The 17,816-nt window shown below is 49.3% G+C and carries 19 protein-coding genes; 11 read left to right on the forward strand and 8 right to left on the reverse strand.

From position 1 onward, the window contains the following. Positions 1-365 precede the first annotated feature (365 nt). From HF569_RS06145 to HF569_RS06155, 3 genes are all read left to right on the forward strand, one after another. Positions 366-1,268, forward strand: a complete 903-nt coding sequence (locus tag HF569_RS06145; RefSeq protein WP_168901726.1) for an AraC family transcriptional regulator — start codon at positions 366-368, stop codon at positions 1,266-1,268. 235 nt (positions 1,269-1,503) lie between these two features. Further along, positions 1,504-2,865: a sugar porter family MFS transporter gene (locus HF569_RS06150; protein WP_168901727.1), complete on the forward strand. Its 1,362-nt coding sequence runs from the start codon at positions 1,504-1,506 to the stop codon at positions 2,863-2,865. A 143-nt stretch (positions 2,866-3,008) separates the two neighbouring features. Then, positions 3,009-3,782 (forward strand): SDR family oxidoreductase, encoded by a 774-nt coding sequence (locus HF569_RS06155; RefSeq protein WP_168849136.1) that lies wholly within the window; start codon positions 3,009-3,011, stop codon positions 3,780-3,782. Here HF569_RS06155 and HF569_RS06160 read toward each other — a convergent pair. Beyond that, a complete protein-coding gene (locus HF569_RS06160) occupies positions 3,771-4,733 on the reverse strand; it encodes a helix-turn-helix transcriptional regulator (protein WP_168901728.1) in 963 nt (320 codons plus the stop codon). The two genes, HF569_RS06155 and HF569_RS06160, sit on opposite strands and share 12 nt — an antisense overlap. Positions 4,734-4,814: 81 nt before the next feature. Between HF569_RS06160 and HF569_RS06165 the strand changes: the two genes are divergently transcribed. Then, on the forward strand, positions 4,815-5,285 hold the full coding sequence (locus tag HF569_RS06165) for a GyrI-like domain-containing protein (protein ID WP_168901729.1): 471 nt from the start codon (positions 4,815-4,817) through the stop codon (positions 5,283-5,285). 15 nt (positions 5,286-5,300) lie between these two features. Then, positions 5,301-5,927 carry a GyrI-like domain-containing protein gene (locus HF569_RS06170; protein WP_168901730.1) on the forward strand — a complete coding sequence of 209 codons (627 nt, stop codon included), beginning with the start codon at positions 5,301-5,303 and terminating at the stop codon, positions 5,925-5,927. A gap of 164 nt (positions 5,928-6,091) precedes the next feature. On the opposite strand, the gene HF569_RS06175 is transcribed toward HF569_RS06170, so the two are convergent. After that, positions 6,092-7,264, reverse strand: coding sequence for an iron-containing alcohol dehydrogenase (locus HF569_RS06175; RefSeq protein ID WP_168849133.1), 1,173 nt, complete (start codon positions 7,262-7,264; stop codon positions 6,092-6,094). A gap of 353 nt (positions 7,265-7,617) precedes the next feature. Between HF569_RS06175 and HF569_RS06180 the strand changes: the two genes are divergently transcribed. After that, positions 7,618-8,601, forward strand: a complete 984-nt coding sequence (locus tag HF569_RS06180; protein WP_168901731.1) for a cation diffusion facilitator family transporter — start codon at positions 7,618-7,620, stop codon at positions 8,599-8,601. Between the two features lie 181 nt (positions 8,602-8,782). On the opposite strand, the gene HF569_RS06185 is transcribed toward HF569_RS06180, so the two are convergent. Continuing rightward, positions 8,783-9,871, reverse strand: coding sequence for a S66 family peptidase (locus tag HF569_RS06185; protein WP_168901732.1), 1,089 nt, complete (start codon positions 9,869-9,871; stop codon positions 8,783-8,785). Positions 9,872-10,031: 160 nt separating this feature from the next. Between HF569_RS06185 and HF569_RS06190 the strand changes: the two genes are divergently transcribed. From HF569_RS06190 to HF569_RS06200, 3 genes are all read left to right on the forward strand, one after another. Further along, on the forward strand, positions 10,032-10,403 hold the full coding sequence (locus tag HF569_RS06190; RefSeq protein ID WP_168901733.1) for a winged helix-turn-helix transcriptional regulator: 372 nt from the start codon (positions 10,032-10,034) through the stop codon (positions 10,401-10,403). A gap of 74 nt (positions 10,404-10,477) precedes the next feature. Continuing rightward, the gene (locus HF569_RS06195) at positions 10,478-10,786 is read left to right on the forward strand and encodes a hypothetical protein (RefSeq protein WP_168901734.1); all 309 of its coding nucleotides are present in this window, start codon (positions 10,478-10,480) and stop codon (positions 10,784-10,786) included. Then, positions 10,776-11,963 (forward strand): NADH-dependent flavin oxidoreductase, encoded by a 1,188-nt coding sequence (locus HF569_RS06200; RefSeq protein ID WP_168901735.1) that lies wholly within the window; start codon positions 10,776-10,778, stop codon positions 11,961-11,963. Before HF569_RS06195 ends, HF569_RS06200 begins: the two co-directional genes overlap by 11 nt. Positions 11,964-12,043: 80 nt before the next feature. Here HF569_RS06200 and HF569_RS06205 read toward each other — a convergent pair whose 3' ends face one another. Next, positions 12,044-12,622 (reverse strand): TetR/AcrR family transcriptional regulator, encoded by a 579-nt coding sequence (locus HF569_RS06205; protein WP_168901736.1) that lies wholly within the window; start codon positions 12,620-12,622, stop codon positions 12,044-12,046. Positions 12,623-12,762: 140 nt separating this feature from the next. Here HF569_RS06205 and HF569_RS06210 point away from each other — a divergent pair, with 140 nt between their 5' ends. After that, positions 12,763-12,945 (forward strand): hypothetical protein, encoded by a 183-nt coding sequence (locus HF569_RS06210; RefSeq protein ID WP_168901737.1) that lies wholly within the window; start codon positions 12,763-12,765, stop codon positions 12,943-12,945. 95 nt (positions 12,946-13,040) lie between these two features. On the opposite strand, the gene HF569_RS06215 is transcribed toward HF569_RS06210, so the two are convergent. The 4 genes from HF569_RS06215 to HF569_RS06230 form a co-directional block, all read right to left on the reverse strand. Then, positions 13,041-13,718 (reverse strand): DUF4097 family beta strand repeat-containing protein, encoded by a 678-nt coding sequence (locus HF569_RS06215; protein ID WP_168901738.1) that lies wholly within the window; start codon positions 13,716-13,718, stop codon positions 13,041-13,043. A 71-nt stretch (positions 13,719-13,789) separates the two neighbouring features. Continuing rightward, positions 13,790-14,356: a TetR/AcrR family transcriptional regulator gene (locus HF569_RS06220; RefSeq protein ID WP_168901739.1), complete on the reverse strand. Its 567-nt coding sequence runs from the start codon at positions 14,354-14,356 to the stop codon at positions 13,790-13,792. 113 nt (positions 14,357-14,469) lie between these two features. Continuing rightward, complete coding sequence (locus HF569_RS06225; RefSeq protein WP_168901740.1) at positions 14,470-15,741, reverse strand: MFS transporter; 1,272 nt, start codon at positions 15,739-15,741, stop codon at positions 14,470-14,472. A 284-nt stretch (positions 15,742-16,025) separates the two neighbouring features. Then, positions 16,026-16,445: a MerR family transcriptional regulator gene (locus HF569_RS06230; RefSeq protein ID WP_168849121.1), complete on the reverse strand. Its 420-nt coding sequence runs from the start codon at positions 16,443-16,445 to the stop codon at positions 16,026-16,028. A 294-nt stretch (positions 16,446-16,739) separates the two neighbouring features. On the opposite strand from HF569_RS06230, the gene HF569_RS06235 reads away from it, so the two are divergent. Further along, positions 16,740-17,816 (forward strand): NCS2 family permease, encoded by a 1,077-nt coding sequence (locus HF569_RS06235; RefSeq protein ID WP_168901741.1) that lies wholly within the window; start codon positions 16,740-16,742, stop codon positions 17,814-17,816.

Consider the following 17,816-nt stretch of genomic DNA (forward strand, 5'->3'; position numbering starts at 1 on the left):
CAGAGCTGAGGCTCTTTTTCTGCACTTAAAAGGTGAAAACGTAAAATTCCCATCAAGCACTTGAATCATGTGTTTGATGGGGATTTTGGAGTTTCTGGTGAATAATTCAGGATTAAACATTTCATAATTGCTGAGAAATTGTTTTGCTTTCTTTTTCATAATGATGCTCACCTCAAATTTTCTGGTCTACTCGAGAAGACAGTTATATTGTACGCGCTTTCACCAGCTGCTCGAAACTGATATAATGATAGAAAAGGTGGACGATTATGAATTGATGCCACAAATCTGGTAGACAATATTCAGATAAATATGCATAGAAGTGGACAATTTAACAAAAATATCAATTGAAGGTGGATGAATGTCAGATGAAGGAACATGAGCCAATTACGATTTTGAATAGTGATCGTCCATTTCATCATTTTGTAGCTGGGCGCTATACTGCCAAGTCGGGGTGGCAACACCAGGCGACAACATTAAGCGACAATTATGAATTGATCATTGGTGTTAAAGGCGTTGCTTATCTGACAGTCAACGGAACGAATCATGAACTAAGCCGAGGAAAGTTCATGTTGGTTCCGAGTGAAGCGACGGTGACGGGGTATCAAAAGTCACCAAGGGATGTGGAATACTATTGGTTTCATTTTTATCCTAAAGACCAAGTGAAGACACTCACGCAAGAAGAGTTGCTGGCAGCATTGGACGATCGCGATCGGTTGAGTCGGATTATCAACTACGCCATTTTACCAGCGGAATATACAATTGATAATTTTGATAACATCTTGGCAAGTGCTAATGAGGTGTTGGCAGTTTCGCAGGAAATTAATTATACGGATGCCATTATGTCGTACAGCGTGACTAAATTAGCCTTGCAGATTGCAAATGATTTTGTGAATTCGCTTCACCGCCTGGTTAAGGAAAATCCCAAGGCACGGTTAATCAAAGATTGGATTCGCGCCAATCTTAATTACACTCTGGGGGTGAAGGATGTCGCGAGCCACTTTGATTTAAACTATCGCTATTTGAGTCAGTTATTAAAATCAGAGACAGGGTTTACGGTAGAAAACTACATCATTTTTTTGAAGATTAATATCGCCAAAAGATTACTGCTCGAATCCAATTTGCCGTTGAAGGTGATTGCTGATCGGGCTTACTTTAATGACGAAAAGTATTTTCTGCGATTATTTAAGAAGAAAGTTGGTGTGACGCCGACGAATTATCGTAAGAATTACATGAAAGGTTTTCTAGTTACTGGAAATCAGTCAGAATAATTTAATTTGCGATTTTGATAGACTTCCAAGCGTTTTTTTGAATAGCAGTTAAGACAGCGACTAATCCCATCAATCTGGGATTAGTCGCTGTTTTTAACAAACCATCAAATGAAAAATATAAAATTTTTGGTCTAGACAATTGCGCATTTAAAAGGGGACGCGTACACTGTACAAGTAAGCGGTTACACAAATATTTATATAGGGAAAGTTAGCACTTATTGCGGAGGGTGGAAAAATGATGAATCGACACTTGAGTACCTTCTTTATTTTTACATTTGGTGCCTTGGGGGGCCTGTTGTTTGGTTTTGATACGGGGATTATTTCCGGGGCGTCGCCATTAATTGAGAATAATTTCAGTCTGAATATTGCGCAGACTGGGTTTATTACCTCGTCCGTGCTGATCGGTTCGTCCGTGGGGGCCTTAGGCGTCGGACCGTTAGCTGACAAATATGGGCGGAAACGGCTGCTGATCTTAGCGGCAATCCTGTTCTTGCTCGGGTCATCACTCTCCATGGTGGCCATTGGGTTCTGGTCGATGGTCGTCGCCCGGATTATCTTGGGACTGGCCGTTGGATCTGCGTCAGCCTTGACGCCAGCTTACCTAGCCGAATTGGCACCTGCGGAACGGCGGGGGTCGCTGGGAACCTTATTTCAACTGATGATTACCTTAGGGATTCTGTTGGCCTACGTCTCTAATCTGGGCTTCTTGAATCACAACCTACTGGGCATTCGTGATTGGCGTTGGATGTTGGGATCAGCGTTGATTCCAGCGGCGCTACTACTGATTGGTGGCCTATTGTTGCCCGAATCACCACGGTTCCTTGCCGAACAGGGCCATAATGAACAAGCGCTGAGTGTATTGAAGCTGTTGCGTAAGAATACGACGGATGATCCGGAAAAAGAACTGGCAGATATCAAGGTCGTCGCGCAACAGCCTAAGGGTGGTTTGAAGGAACTCTTCACGGTGGCCCGGCCCGCGGTGATCGTTGCCGTAGGGATTATGCTGCTACAACAGTTAGTCGGGATTAACTCGGTGATCTACTTCCTGCCGCAAGTGTTTATCAAAGGCTTCGGTTTCGCTGAAGGCAGTGCCATTTGGATTTCCGTCGGGATTGGGGTCGTAAACTTTGTCGTGACGGTCCTGGCAACCTTCATCATGGATAAATTCAACCGGAAGACATTCCTGATGTTTGGATCAATTGTGATGGCCGTCTCGTTAGGGATCCTCGCGGTTATGAACTTTACCATGGATATTCACACCACGGCAGTGCCAACCATGATTTTGATCGCCATCTATATTTTCGGGTTCGCCATTTCCTGGGGGCCGATTGCTTGGGTCACGATTGGGGAAATCTTCCCACTGAGTGTCCGGGGAATTGGGTCATCGATCGGATCAGCGGCTAACTGGATTGGGAATTTTCTAGTGTCACAGTTCTTCCTAGTGATGTTGGCTTACTTCCACAACAATGTCGGTGGGCCGTTCGCCGTCTTTGCCGTCTTTGCAGTCTTGTCGATGTTCTTCGTCCATTACCTGGTCCCAGAAACACGGGGCAAGTCATTGGAAGAAATTGAAATGGAACTGCGTCATCAAAAGTAATTTAATAACAGAATTCGGCCGCCCACTAGCGCTTAACGATAACGCAGTGGGCGGCCTTTTTAGGGGATTAATCAATTCTTTCCGGTTTTGATGAAACGGTGATAAAATTAAAAATGAAAGCGCATTACTAAGGAGTGGATTGGATGTCAGATTTTAATCGTGAAAGTTTCTCGTTAAAGGGCCAAGTGGCGATTATCACCGGTGGCGCGCGGGGACTCGGTAAGTTTTATACGACCGCATTGTCTCTGTATGGTGCCGACGTGATGGTGGTCAGTCGGACCCAGAACGGCTGGGAAGAGATTCGCCAAGTTGTTGAGCAGAATGGGCAACGCGTGGGCTTCCTGCAGCAAGATGTTACGGCGCCAGGCGCAGCCGATAAGATTATTGCGGCCACGCTCAAGGAATTCGACCACTTCGACATTCTCGTGAATAATGCGGGCGTGATTATCAGAAATGACGTGCTGGATTACAAGGATGAAGACTGGCAAAAGGTGATTGATATTAATTTGAACGCCACCTATTACCTGGCCCATGCCGCGGCCAAAGTGTTGACCAAGCAAAAGCACGGCAAGATCATTAACATCGGGTCGATGCTGTCGTACCGGGCTGGAAAATACATCTTCCCGTATACCGCTAGCAAACACGCGGTACTTGGCCTGACGCGGGCATATGCCGACGCGTTAGCCAAGGATAATGTTCAAGTCAATGGTTTAGCACCGGGTTATATTAGTACCGATATGACTAAGGCATTGCAAGAAGATCCCGTCCGCGGACCAGAAATTGCGGCCCACATTCCTAGTGGCGACTGGGGTGTACCCGCTGATCTGATGGGGCCCATGATTTTCCTCGCCAGTCACGCTTCCGATTACGTGACGGGTGTGATGATCCCTGTCGATGGGGGCTACTTACTGCGGTAATTGCGCGAGTAAGTGTGTGAGTGATTTTTTCAAATAGGTCAGAAGAGGCGTCGGCGCTTGGGTCATTTGAGCACCGGCGCCTAAGTATAGGTACCAGCGCGTGAAGTCGGTTACCTGCTGCGGATCGTCAGGATTCAGGTAGCATTCCAAGACGGCGGTCTGTTGAAAAGCATCACGGTACTGCAGCGTCGCGGTTGGGTGCGGGTGATGGTGAAATTGTTGAATCGCATCGGCGTTTAACGTCAAGGTAACGTTGGGTTGCGGCCGCGATTGCTTGATGGCTCGTTCAATCGCGGCGGGCTTCACAGCCTGTTCTTTAGCGACCGGGGCCACTTGGGTGAGCTGATCAACCGGAATCTGCTTAAACTGCTGTTGATCGAGTAGCCAGACCTCAACATACCAACTATTTTGGCGGTTGAAGACGTGGCGAGCCCAAGCCGTCATGGTCTGATCAGCCGTCGTCAGGATGAGTTGGCGCGTCGTCAGGCAGGTATTGAGGAGAAGCTTGAGCTGGGCCGGTGCGTAGTCGGTCAGCTCCGTCAGCTTGGGATTGCGGGAGTTGGTGTGGTCAAAGACCAGCAGTTCTTGGAGCGTTAAGAGGTCGTCTTGCTGGGTCTGCGAGGCGATGGCCACGAGCTTCTCCGTTAGTGTGTTGCGGTTCTGTAGATAAGGAAGCTGGGTGTTCAACGTCGCCAAGAAGCTAACGAAAAGGGCCTTGAGCTCTTCACTGTTAAATTGCACGGCGGGAAGCAGTTGGTTCTGCAGCACGGCGTAGCCCCCATCGCGGCCGACACTAGCAGTCAGTGGCATGCCGAGTTCTTGAATGGTGTTGAGGTCACGAATCGCGGTGCTCCGGGAGATGTGAAACTGGTTGACGAGCTCACGAATGGTGAAATATTGACGGTTGTTGATGTAGCGCATCATGGTGTTAATCCGGTCAGTTTTGTTCATGCTAACGTCTCCAAATGGTGTCAATTTTTGAAACGATTAAACGGTATACTGAGCTTAACATTTAAGGGAGGTCATCACAATATGGCAGATTACACGATTGAAACGAAAGCAGCGTTTACGGTTTTGGGCATTGGCACAGTCTTAACCGGTGGATTTCCAGAGATGGGTCAACAGAAGGCTGATTTCTGGCAAAAGATTAATGCCAACCACGTACTGGACGATTTAGACGGAATTAATGACTATCCATTTGCCGTCAATGAAGCACTCAATGGCGAATTTCATTACTATGCGGGGCGTGAAGTAACGGCGGATTCAACGGCTGCGGCAGATCAACGGTTGATTGAATTTCCAGCGGGTAAGTATTTGGTGATCAAGGGCACGGCCGCCGATCAAATGGGGTTGTATAATGCACTGGAAGGGCCAGCCTTTGGCGAGATCTTGCCCCAGTTAACGGACTACGCTTACGTGGGTGGCCCCAACACATCTTACATGACGAGCTTGGATGAAGCGGGTGCTCATGGCGAAATGTTAGTACCACTGGTCGAAAAGTAAGGAGAGGTGTTTCACGTGAAACATGAATGGCGGAAAGCCGAAAAAGCTTGGTATTTGCCCAAGCAACCCACAATTTTAACATTGCCCCGGCTGAATTTTATCACGCTGACGGGAAATGGCGATCCTAATCAGCCACAGTTCGGTGAGCAGGTGAGTGCGCTGTATCCGGTGGCCTATGATCTCCGGATGGCGTTGAAACGTGGTGACTTGGGTGAACCCTACGAATACACGGTGTACCCCCTGGAAGGGGTCTGGACCACCAGTGATGGCTCACGCGGGGTGAATTTGAACAAGGCCGCTTTGCAATATAAGATTATGTTGCGCCAGCCAGATCGACTGACCGAGCAGGACTTTGAAGCCAGTCGGGCTCGCGTGATGGCGAAGAAGCAGATTCTATGGTTGGCCGAGCTGCGGTGGGAGTCGTACGAAGAAGGCCAAGTCTTGCAGACCATCCATCACGGCCCGTTTGACGATGAACCCACAACCTTTGCCCAGCTACAAGCCGTTCTGAAGGAAAAGAAGTTGAAAGTTATCCCCACGATGGGTGATTACTGGCATCGGGAGATCTATCTGACGGATGCCCGGCGAACGGCGCCGGAAAAGGCCAAGACGGTATTACGATATCGGGTAGCGCCGGAATAGGTAGTCTGGATTTCGGCTATAGCTCAACGTTTATTAGGACCTTTAAACCATGAGAAGATACAGAAAAAGCCACCTCGTGTGAGGTGACTTTTTCTGTATTAACTGAATTATTTTGAGGGGTTATGCCCTGAAGTGGCGGCTTCAGACCACAACCAGTGACTCACTTATTTAGCGTCGTAAGCAGCTTGGAAGATCTTGATGATGTCTTCCTTAGTTCCCTTACGAGGGTTAGAGAAGGCGTTCCCGTCCTTCAAGGCGTTTTCGGCCATCAGTTCGAAGTCTTCTGGCTTAGCACCGATTTCTTTGATGGAAGCTGGGATACCAACATCTTGTGACATTTGCTTCATGGCCTTGATGGACAATTCGGCAGCGTCACGCGTGGATAAACCAGTCGTGTCTTCACCCATGATTTCGGCTAATTGGGCGAAACGTTCTGGGCAAGCGATGATGTTGTATTGTTCAACGTAAGGCAAAAGCAAAGCACAGCAGACACCATGAGGGGCGTCGTATTGGCCGCCGAGTTGGTGAGCCATGGCGTGAACGTAACCTAAGTTGGCGTTGTTGAAGGCCATCCCGGCTAACATTTCAGCTTCGACCATCTTAGTCCGGGCATCGAGGTTGTGACCATTAGCCACAGCTTCACGCAGGGAACCTTCGATTAACTTGATGGCTTCGACACATTGTGAGTCGGTGATCGGGTTGTGGTCAACGGATACGTAAGGTTCGATGGCTTGGACAAAGGCGTCCATCCCGGTTGCGGCCGTCAGGTTCTTAGGAATGTCGAGCATCAAAGTTGGGTCGTTGAAGGAAACCAACGGAATGTTCCGCCATGAGACGACCACGAACTTCAAGTGAGTTTCTTCGTTGGTAATAACGGCGTGACGGGTTAATTCAGAACCGGTCCCGGCAGTCGTGTTAACGGCGATCAGTGGTGGTAAGGCGTTCTTTAAGGTTTCAATCCCGGCTAACTTAGTGATGTCATCACCGTTAGTTAAGATGTCACCGGCACCCTTACCAGTATCGTGAGCAGAGCCTCCACCAATCGTGATGATGGAGTCAGCGCCTGAATCTTCATATAATTTCTTAACTTCTTTGATATTCCGGATCTTAGGGTTAGGTTCAACGTTGTCGTAAACCACGTAGTCTACCCCAGCAGCTTCAAGAGAAGCAATGGTTTGTTGAACGGCACCATTTTCCATGCTTTCGAGAATTTTACCAGTCACAATGACGGGCTTCTTCATTCCTAACATCTTTGCACGTTCACCAATCTTGCTAATTACACCAGGGCCAAAAAAGTTGACACTGGGCATAAGAAAGTCATAACTACGTTCAGCCATAATTCAATTTTCCCTCTTTCAGAAGTTTTGAAAATCCTTAGTACCAATTTCACAAAGTAATTATAACTTAGTCGATTACAGTTTGCAACCGGTTTCGCAAAGTTCGCCCGTTTATTCCTGACGATAGTCGCTATAAGCGGCGTGGTTAAAGGGTTTACTTACTTCAAAAATAAAGCCAAATAATCTTGGGAAACGCGCAATTCCAATTAATGAAAACAATAACAAGTTGACTAGTCAACACAAAAATATTGGGGGTATTTATAAATTTCATATACATTAGTAGTCGGTCGGGAACGTTTCTTTCATCAAAGTGGGTATAATGAAAGTATCTTGAGACGTGAGAAGGTATCGGTATGAAAAATATGGATGCGCACAGACGCAGTGAACAAGCTGTATGGCAAGCGCGTCAACAGACGGAATTGACAAAATTAAAGGGTGCCCAGCACCACTTAAGCTTGAATGTCGGGGCCTACTTGGCCATTTCGCTAATCGAATTCTACCTAGCGTTGGTGGGCCATTCGCAGACCCTGCGCGCCGACGCGTTTAACAATCTCTCGGGGATAATTTCGTCGGTGCTACTGATGATTGGTATCCATATCGCCCGGGATATTCACGATGATGATTTGATGGGGAAGCCGCTACCCGAAGACATTGGTAATAGTGGCCAGCGCCTACAATTGACGCGGTTTCATTACGAAACGGTCTTTACGCTGATCACGGGAATCGTCATGATCGCCATTGCCGCCAGCGTTATTTTCTCCGGGATCAAGAGCTTGATGCACACCGAAACGCAGGCGGTGCCTCAACCGATTACGTTAGTCGGCGCGGCCGTGGCAACGGCCATTATGCTGGTCGTCTGGTGGCTGAATCGGCGCGCCGGACGCAAGCTACAGAACGCAGCATTGACGGCGGCAGCGCAGGACAGCTTGAGTGATGCGGTCACCAGCTTGGGAACCATGGTGGCGATTGGTGGCGCGCTTCTATTTAAATTGAGCTGGCTAGATGGTGTTGCCAGTATCCTTGTCGGGCTCTTCATCCTGAGCTCGGGGATTAAGATTTTTCGTGAGAGTAGTCTTAACTTGGCGGATTACTTCGATCCCAAAGTGGAAGAGCAATTTCGACAAGCTGCCGCAGAATTTCCTGCGGTGCGCCAGGTCATGGAGCTGAAAGCCCACTATAATGGCAACGTGGTGACGCTGGAACTGGTCATTGCGGTGGATCCGCACATGGAAGTGCAGGATAGCTACCGGTTGGGTGAAGAGATCGAAGCGGCGATGCGTTTGAAATTCGGCATTGTAGACACTGATGTGATGGCGATTCCGGCGACGGTGAGCTAAGTCGTTAGGATGATTGAGACATGAAAATGGCCAACAAGGCGGGGTGTTTCCCACTTGTTGGTCATTTTACGTTAGCGGCTAAAGGTTGAAAGGACTAAAATCACTATCAATGCTGAAATGACCAGGATTTTAGTCTGAAGAATAGTCTAAGCTGGTCACCTGCGGCTGTCTTGCTAATTGGTCATCTGGTCACCTCTCCGGCAAAGAACGGTTCCGTGACGGTTAATGCCCCAGCGTCTAGGTCGAGTTGTGCCGTCAAGCCGTATGGTAGCGCAGTTCGGGGGTAGGCGTGGCCGAAGTTAAGGTTGGCCATGATTGGTGTTTGTTGATCTGCGGTTGCGACCAGAATGGCTTGACAATAGTCATCATAGTAGCGTTCATCCTGGGGTTTTCCGGTGATAATAGCGCGGACGTTGTCGAGAATACCTGCTTGTTTTAAATGCTCCAGCATGGCGCGATAGGCAGTCGGTGTAGGTTGTTCCTCGCTCGTTTCCAAAAAGAGGATTTTATCCCGCCACGTTGCGGGTGTTGGGAGTAGCCCGTATTTGGCTGCGATGACGGGTTCGTCGGGATATTGGGCGTCGACGAGAAGGCTATTCAGGCTATCGATACAGCCGCCAAGTAATCGACCATTAATGGAGCCGTGACCGCGTAGAACCTGATACCCGCGTGTCTCGGGATGGCTGACTCGTGGGGTGTCTAGTGCGGCTGGTGAGAAGTCCGTTCGCTCTTCGTACCAGATGGGACTACTAGTAATCGGCGTCGTTGCCGTATTTTCTAGGTAGTGCATCAGGGTATGTTGCGTGTAGGGAAGGAGCTGCTGATCCAGTTCAGCCAGATCGTTGAGAACATTGGGACCATAATACGTGGTGAGCCCCAGACGATAGAGCATGAGGTGGTCGACGGTGGTATCGGAGAAGCCGGTGAACAACTTAGGGTGGGCTTTGACGGCGGCAATAAACGCCGGATCATCAAGAAGATAAGGCGCTAGCCGATAAGTCTCAATCCCGCCGATGGCACAGAAAATTCCGGCAATGGAGGCGTCAGTAAATGCCTGCTTGAGATCGGCGGCCCGGGATTCGGGATGGGCTTCGAGATAGTCGAGGCCTTTCAAAGCATTAGGCATGGTAACGGGCACCAGACCTAACGCGCGGAGTCGTTGCTGTCCTCGGCGATACTCATGAACGGCAAAGGCTTCGCCCATAACCCCGCTGGAGAGGCTGACGAGAGCGACGTGATCACCGCGATGTAATGGCTCTGGTTTTATCATAAAATACCCCCTAGCTAGCTAAATTGTTTTAATCTTACACTATCAAACGGAATATTCAATAGCAGTTTTTTAGAAGGCCGGCATAGTTACCAAAAAGTGCCTACTCCCCAAAATGATCCTAAAGCGATACAATAAGTCAAAAAGTCGAGGAGGTCATCACGTGAAACAGTCATACAATAATGGGGTTGAAGCAACGTTAGGGGTCATTAGTGGAAAATGGAAGCCGCAACTCCTGTGCTACCTGGGGAATCGGCCTCAGCGAACGTGTGACCTCCGTCAAGAACTCCCGGCGATCTCCCAGAAGGTGCTGACCCAGCAACTGCGTGAGCTCGAACGTGATGGTATCATCGTGCGCCACGTATACGGTGAACGGGCGCCCTTCAAGGTGAGCTATGAGCTGACGGCACTGGGCAAATCGTTGGGCCAGATTCTGGTCCAGATGTCAGAATGGGGCGAGCAACGCGCTACCCAGCTGCCCGACATGGAGATTCGCAATGATCATGCCGGATTTACCCATATTTTGGAAGGTTAGGGAAGGTACTTTAAAGTGCCTTCTTTTTTTGTACCGCCGAGGCTGGTAAGCTGTGTTCATTGAGGAGGTGGCTTATGGCGTCAACTTTACAAGGATTACGGGCAACTCAGGCAATCGTGACGCACCCCGTTCAGTGGCAATTGTTATTGGCACTGGCGCAACGACCACAGACCACGGGGCAATTACTGCACCAACTGGCGGTCGGCCAGTACGGACGCGGTCTTTGGGGATTGGCGCAACTTCAACGCCACCACCTCGTCGTGTTTCACATGAAACAATGGCGGTGGTCCCTCACCGCCACGGGCGCAACCCTACGCCCAATTTTAACGGCAATTCAAACCTGTTCAACCATTCAGAAAGGCGGCAATATAAATGACGTATAAATTTATGGCACCCTATCAATTTGAAAATGGCGTAACACTGAAAAATCGGGTCGTGATGTCTCCAACGACCACGATGTCTAGCTTTTACGATGGTCACGTGACCAATGATGAGATCGACTTTTACGGCGCCCGTTCCGGCGGCCTGGGGATGATCATCGGTGAAGTAGCCAACGTGATCGCAAGCGGCAAAGGATTTGAGGGCGAACTGTCGATTGCCAATGACAGTGATATCGCCGGTCTAAGCGAGTTGGCGCATGCAATGAAGCGCAATGGGACGAAGGCAGTTCTGCAGATTTTTCATGCCGGCAGAAAGTCTAACGACCAAATCATACGCGGCCAGCAGCCAGTTAGTGCTAGTGCCGTCAAAGCCGTCTTCCCCGCTGATTCGCAGACGCCACGGGAACTGACCGCTGCGGAAATTGAAGAGATTATCGTGGCGTTTGGTGAAGCCACACGTCGGGCGATCGCTGCGGGCTTTGATGGGGTTGAGCTGCATGGTGCCAACACCTACCTGCTCCAACAATTCTTTTCCCCTAATTCCAACCGCCGAACCGATCAGTGGGGTGGCGATCGGGATGGCCGGATGGCGTTTGCCAAGGCAGTGATTGCGAGCGCCCATGCGGCAATTGAACAGTACGCTGATCGCCCATTCTTACTGGGCTATCGGATCTCACCGGAGGAAATTGAAACCCCTGGTATTCGACTGGCTGACACACTGGCTTTCGTTGACATGCTGGGAGATTCTGTGGTGGATTACGTCCACACCTCAATGGGGTCAGCCCAACGGACGTCGCTGAATGATCAACAGGATCACGAGCCAATCATGGAAAAGTTAGTGGCGCAATTGGCTGGTCGTAAGCCGCTGATTGGGGTGGGCTCGGTCGAAACGCCTGCCGAGGCGGATGCCGTGCTTAATATGGGTGCTGATTTAGTCGCGATGGGACGTGAAATGATTCGTGAGCCCCAGTGGATGGAAAAAGTCGCTGACGGCGATGAAGCCAGCATTCGTTATCAATTATCACCATCCGAGCTGGATGAGTTGAAGATCCCCCGCGCCATGCAGGATTACTTGAAGGGCGCCTTCTACTCCGTCATGCACTTTACAACGGACCCAGAAGTGGCGGCTGATTATCAGAATCAAGCGGCCCCGATGGAAGGCTTTGAAAAGAAGATGTGATGAGTTAGTTGTGCACGATGTTTTTCCAAAAATAAAGCGTCACTCGTTGATCCAAAAAGGATGGGCGAGTGACGCTTTATTTATTTTCCAGCGTAAAATTCAGGAAAGGTTTGTTCAATATTCCGACTGATAAAGTGGACGGTAAAGTCGATGCAGCTGGGATCATCGCGGTCAATGAGCGTGGGATTGACCAGTAGTGAAATCATGCCGTTCAAGAGAAAGGTGAGCTTGAGGTCGTTTTGGCGGTTAGGCGTGAGGACGCCTACATCGTAAATCGCCTGTTTAAAAATTTCCAGCAGTACCTTGGGAAAGGTCGGTGCAAAACGCAGGTTCTCCGGCTTCAGCAAGGCCTGTTGCGTTGGCGGTAGCTCAGGACTCTCGGCGAATAAGAATTCACGGACGAAGGCCTCGCTGTCCTGGAAAAGCAAGGGATAGGCATTAGACGCCTGGACGGTCTGTTGTGCCGCCGTCGCCAGTAGGTCGTCGTAAAGAGCGTAGATGTCCGCATAATGTAAATAGAAGGTTCCCTTGTTGATGAGTGCTAATTGGGCCAGCTCCGTGATCGTAATTTTGTTGATCGGCTTTTTAAGCAGCAGGGATAACGCTGCTTGTTGAATGGCCCGTTTCGTTTTAGTGACGCGTAAATCAGTTTTGACCATCGCCAGGTTCCTTTCTAGATAAACGACAATTACGTCAGATCGTTCATTATTCATCGATTGCGCTAGGTTGACGATTGTTGCGAGGCTGCTCGTTCGGTAGACTTAGAGTTAATCAATCGACATGAAAAGGAGCAGGTGCAATGTCAACTCAATATAAGATCGGCGACTTAGTCTTGGCTAAGGTAGGAACGGCCCCGTTAGTTGGGGTGGTTGTCTATCAAGACGTGAAACGAGACCGCTATTTAATCCGCTTTAGTGGTGTCCAACAGGATTACTATTCAGCAGATGAGTTAACCCCATATTCGCCGTCAAAAAAGGCTTAACGTATGTTCAGGTTACCATACGGGCGACCAATGAACAATTAAGAATGGGAATGTAAACGAAGCGTGGTGCTGGTTGACCACGCTTTTTGTGTGAGTTATCTAGTCGTGACGCTGACTTGGCCGTTACCACTATTAATTGTTAAAGGATACGCGCCAGTTTGAGTATAGGTGGGGTGTTGTCCGGTGTGTTTGCGCCCATTTAGCTTGAACTGACCAGTCTTTACTGTCACGTGAAGGCCGTCGCTAGTAAGGTGGGTGATGTCAGTCCGGCCGTTTTGCTTGGTGAGTTGACCACTCTGCTTAAGGGTTAGCTGATCAATTTTAGTGGTGCCATTAGCGTGATTGACGGCCAACGTGTCAGTAGTGAGATTGTGCAAAGTGATCGTGCCATTGAGTTGTTGGATGGTCAATTGATGAAGTTTGGCCGGGACAATTAACGTCAGCACGGGCGTTTTCCCGATTTCTAGCTGGTGTTGGGTGTGGTTCTGTTCTGTAATGCTTAAATCACGTTCACTATTATTAATGTCAAATTGATTATTAATAACATTATTCATTAGTAATTGGTAGTGACTGCCAGTCTGAATGTTAAGGCGGGCAGTCCGGACGCGTAGGCTGATATTTTGAGGTGTACCGCGGAGGGTGACAGTCCGGTGCGTGAGTTGACCGAGCTGGCCGGTGTTAACGTTTAAACGGCGGTGACTGGCCACGATCCAGAAGAGGCTAGTGGCGAGGATGATCAAGAGGATGAGGGTTACCCAGAGAATTTTTTTCATAAAATAGAGCTCCTTTTTTGAATGAATATATTTAGTGTTCATTCATTTTTGTGCAAAAAATAACCAAGTGGCTATTTTAGGATGAAGGCTAATATGCCAGCGATCAGGTCATTGAGCAACTGGTAATAATCGTCGGTTTGGATCTCGCTTTGATGCAAGTCAACGACAGTTAAGGCGTTGAAAAGACTGATAATCCGCTGCTTGCTGAGCCCTGATTTGAGTAAACCACGTGCTTGCCAGCGGTCGATGAGCTGCATGAGAGTGGCGTACACCAAGCTATCCTCAACGGCGTTTTGGTTGGCCTTGGCGATGAGCGCGTTGAGTTGGGGATTGCTGAACCATTCTTGGAGAATTTGATTGTGCGCAGATTGCGCGAAAATTTTCTGGATGATGGTTTTTACCAAGTCGGCTGGTGCCACGTCGAGATCAACGCTTGCCAAGATTGCGCCCTTAGCATGTTCGTTTTCAGCGTTATAGACTTGAATGAAGATGTCGAACTTAGATTGATAAAAATTGTAAAACGTTCCTACCGCGACGCCGGCTTGCTCGGCAATCTCGGCAATGCTGGTGTGCTTGAATCCCTGAGCTAAGAATAAATCGTGGGCGGCGGTAAACAACCGCGTTTGTTTTTCTTCCATAAGGCAGGCTCCTTTCAGCAGATCATGAATGAATATTAATATTATTCATTCATTTTGTCAAGTGTACCAATCAAAAAAGCGGCTGAGACGTACTCTCGGCCGCTTGCTTTAGATTATGATTTGGTGATTTCGGTGTCTTCCAAGGTGTGACTTTGTTGGAGGGTGACGTCGTACTGTCGCGCGGATGGCAAGAGCCACATGATTAGCCCGCAGATTAACGTGCCGACACCGCCGATAGTGAACAGCTTTTCCACGCCGATCGAATCAGCTAGTGGACCCGCGAAGATCAGGCCGACGGGTCCGGTGATACTCATGATTGAGTTGAGGACGCCGAGAATTCGGCCCAACTGAGTGGGTGGAAAGCTCTGCTGAATCATCGCCATCAGCAACGTACTGTAGAAGGGCGTCGCGATCCCGGCCAGTGCATTTAGACCCACAAACCAGATGAACCCACGCTGATTTCCAGGAAGAAAACCACTAGCGCCAAAGGTTATCCCCATGGCTAACATGGCCCAAAGGATGGGCCGCATCCGGTCTTTCCAGTTACCAAAGATACCGATGATCGTTCCGCCTACCAGCATTCCCACGGAGTAGACGGCCTCGATCAGCCCGGCTTGGCCGACGCTACCGTGGAAGTAGCCCATGGTCATCAGCGGGTACAGGCTGGCGGCGGGCATGAAGAGTAAAGTGAAGATGGCACCCGTCATCGTGATCGCCCATAGTCCGCGAGTATGGCGTAACTTGGTCAGGCCAAATTTGGCATCGCTTAGGACGTGAAGGGGTGCGTCGATGACCGGATTTTCCGGAATCTGGATCAATAGTAGTAGGCTAATCCCAATGATGGCGCCCAGAACGTCTAACAGAATGAGGAAATTTAACGGTACGATGGCAAATAAAAAAGCGCCTAACGCTGGTGCGATGATCATATTCGCGGATTGAACCATGCCCAATTGGCCGTTGATCTTGGTCAACTCTTCAGTCGGCACCATGGTTGGGATAATTGACTGAATCGTGGGCATCTGGAAGGTCTGAGCGATGGAACGAATCAGCAGTGAAATGAAGATGAGCCAGATGGGAAAAGTGGCTTGCAATGTCCCCACCGTGGAGAGAATGATGGCGACGATGGCAGCTACAATGTCGGGGACAATTAACAGAAGTTTCTTATTGAAACGATCGACAAAGGGACCGATAAAGGGACTAAGTAATACCATGGGGAGCATTCCCAGTAAAGTCGCGAGGCTAAGTATCGTGGCCGATCCGGTCTGTTTGGTCAGGTACCAGATAATAGCGTATTGCACCACCATGCTGGTGATCCCTGATAGAAATTGACTGGTTAAAAACAGGTAGATATTGCGCCGCCAGTGCGGCAATAGGGTTGTTTCCATCAACAATCCCTCCCTTATGAACGATTTAATAATTGAACAGGCCTTTCAGATTAGCATATTAGTAAACGGGGGTCAAGATAAAGGGCTTACTTTGTCGGAATATTGGGGAAAAACTAGGGTGGAACTAAGGCTGGACCGGCTGGTGGTGTCGACGCTTTTTTGGTCGGCGGTTAAGGGCTGGATCAGTGCGAATGCCTGCTTGATATGGAGATCGGGCATCGGCTAGCTACCTTCGAGACAGAAAAAGAGGCCGCTGTTGCCACGGCCTCTGGGAAAATATTAAATTAGTGATTAACGGCGGTTTTACGCTGCAAGTCGGAGGGAATGAAGCTATCTGGTTCGTGATTTTCCATCAACGCGGCGTAGTGGGCGACCTTGAAATTGATGGTCGCGAGATGTTGCTGAAGGTCCTTGATTTCTTGCAAGGTTTGGGCCTGCTGTTCCTTCATCATTTCATAACGTTCGGGAACTGTGTCGTCGCCGTCTTGGGCGAGGGCCAGATAGTGCTTGATCCGTGCGATGGACATGCCAGTAGCCCGTAAGCAGACGATGATATTGAGCCATTCGAGATCGCTATCCTCGAAGACACGATTATTGTTTTCGTCACGTTGAACGAAGGGCAGCATGCCGTGTTCGTGGTAGTAACGAATGCTGTAGGTTGAGATCCCCATCTTCTCGGCGACTTCGTGAATTGTATATGACATTAGTGGTTTCCTCCTTACGGAACTGACCTTCGACTAACTCGAAGTGATGGACCTTATCATACGGGAAAATAGCCACAACCGCAAGCTTTTGGGCTTCGTGAGGAGCGGAAGGTAGTTGTGGTCCAAAATTACTCGGACCTAAACTGATCAGCCAGTCGAATAATAATCGAATTTAATGAGCGATTTTATATTAAATATTCGTATATAAGCAGAAATGTGTGGACTTTTCGCTGTCCAATCCGTATGATTGAATTGAAATACGAATAAACCGTTTCTGATGGGGAGGAAATGATTATGCATTGGCTGGCCGATTTGTTAGCGGCTATTGGGGTCGTCTTGAATGGAATTCCACAAGGGATTATGGCGATGTCACTGGGTTTTGCAATTTTTCCAACGATGTTTTCTTTTATTTTTGCTTCGGCGGTTAACGGCGCTTTTAGTTCCGTTGCGCCGTTATCGTTTCAAGCTGAGTCATTAGCACTGACGGGAAAGTTAGGCCGCAATCTGCAGGAACGGACGTCGATTATTCTGGGCGGTTCGGTGATTATGCTGCTGATTGGGGTAACGGGGACCTTGACCAAGATTGTCGATACTTTAGGTAACGGCATTATGGCGGGGATGATGGCCGGTGTAGGGATCATGTTAGCCAAGATTGCGCTGAACATGGCGAAGGATGAGCAGCTGACTGGCTGGTTATCCGTGGGTCTGGCGGCAGCCACGTATTTAATCACCAAGGATCTGGTCTGGACGATTGTGGTGTCGGTGGTGGGCTCCAGTTTAGCCGCCGTGTTCATCCAACACTATCGCGCAGAATTGCCGGAACACGTGACCGCTCGGCGCTTCGTCTTTACGAAGCCAACGATAAGTGTGCGGGTTGTGCGGGGCGCTTTGAGTCTGGCGTGTCTAAACGTGGGCGCCAACATTTCCTACGGGCTGATCACGGGCCAAATGACGGGGCAGAAGCCTAATCCGGTTGATTTAAATCTCTTAACGATTACCCAGTCGATTGCTGATATGGGAACCAGTCTGCTGGGAGGTGCCCCGGTCGAAGCGATTATTTCAGCGACGGCGAGTGCCCCGGAACCAGTCGTGGCGGGAATTATGATGATGCTGATCATGGCGGCGATTCTAGCGGTTGGCTGGTTGCCGAAGTTAGGGAAGTACGTGCCAAGCGCATCAATTGCCGGGTTCCTGTTCATTCTGGGCGCGGTGGTGATCTTCCCAGTTAACGCTGGCCTGGCGCTCCAAGGACCAACGGCGACGATCGCGGCGATTACGCTGGTGATTACAGCGGTCGCAGATCCGTTTGCGGGACTACTCGCGGGCGCCGTGCTTAAGTTTGGACTGCCACTGTTAGGATTGGGGGTCTAG

The organism is Levilactobacillus tujiorum (assembly GCF_012641185.1).
In the GTDB taxonomy this organism is placed as follows: Bacteria; Bacillota; Bacilli; order Lactobacillales; family Lactobacillaceae; genus Levilactobacillus; species Levilactobacillus tujiorum.